The 742-nt window shown below is 58.4% G+C and carries 1 protein-coding gene; it reads right to left on the bottom strand.

Annotated elements, in window-relative coordinates; genetic code table 11:
- A partial coding sequence (locus AK963_RS34210) for a hypothetical protein (protein ID WP_175404764.1) occupies positions 1–742 on the bottom strand: 742 nt, incomplete at both ends.

The raw sequence follows: 742 nt of genomic DNA, 5'->3' as shown, positions 1-742 counted from the left end.
CTTCTTCTTTGGCCCGCGCCACGTCTGGGTCAACCTGTGCGGGCTTGCGGCCATCCAGTCCACGTTCGAGTTCGTCGATGGACAGTTCGTGATAAAGCTCATCAGAGCGATACTCAGCATCAGGCGTGCGCGTGTTGCGGTTATGACGGAAGAGAACCTTGAGTTTGTCTTGCGAGAGGCCGAGATCGCTGCCATTGCCGGTTTCCTCGATGTGGTTGAGGATATTGGTGAAGTTGAAGGTGTCCGCTTCGCCGTATGTGTCGAGCAGTTCCCCTGCGGTCATCTGGCCAGAACGGACGGACTCGATGTCCTCGGAGAAGTTGCGACGGATGACCTCGTAGACACCGGACAGGTTGAGCGGCTGGTCAGACTTGAGAGTCTGTTCATAGAGGTCTTCGAAGTAGCTGGCCTTGTTGCGGTAGATTTTGCCGTCGACGGGGTTGAAGTAGCCGATCTCGCCGTGGGTGAGGGGCTTGCCGTCGACCACGCTGGTTTTGCTGACGGACTGGAACGGCACAAAGAGACCGTCGTGTACCGTGCTGTGGTCGCTGGCCAGAAGACGGGCGGAGTCAATGCCTCGGGGAATGCCTTGTTTGGTGAGGTGTGAGCCGGAGTGGAGGTTTTTTGAGTACTTGGGTTCGACGAAGAGACCGCCGCCGATGTTGCGGGCGCGTTGCCCTTTCCAGGCTTCGGCCTGTTCGTCGGCGTAGGCTTGGGCTTCCCGTTTGGCTTCGGCGTCTTT

The organism is Endozoicomonas atrinae (assembly GCF_001647025.1).
GTDB lineage: Bacteria > Pseudomonadota > Gammaproteobacteria > Pseudomonadales > Endozoicomonadaceae > Endozoicomonas > Endozoicomonas atrinae.
Note: the sequence above shows the minus strand (reverse complement) of the source record. Positions and strands in the feature narration are given on the sequence as shown.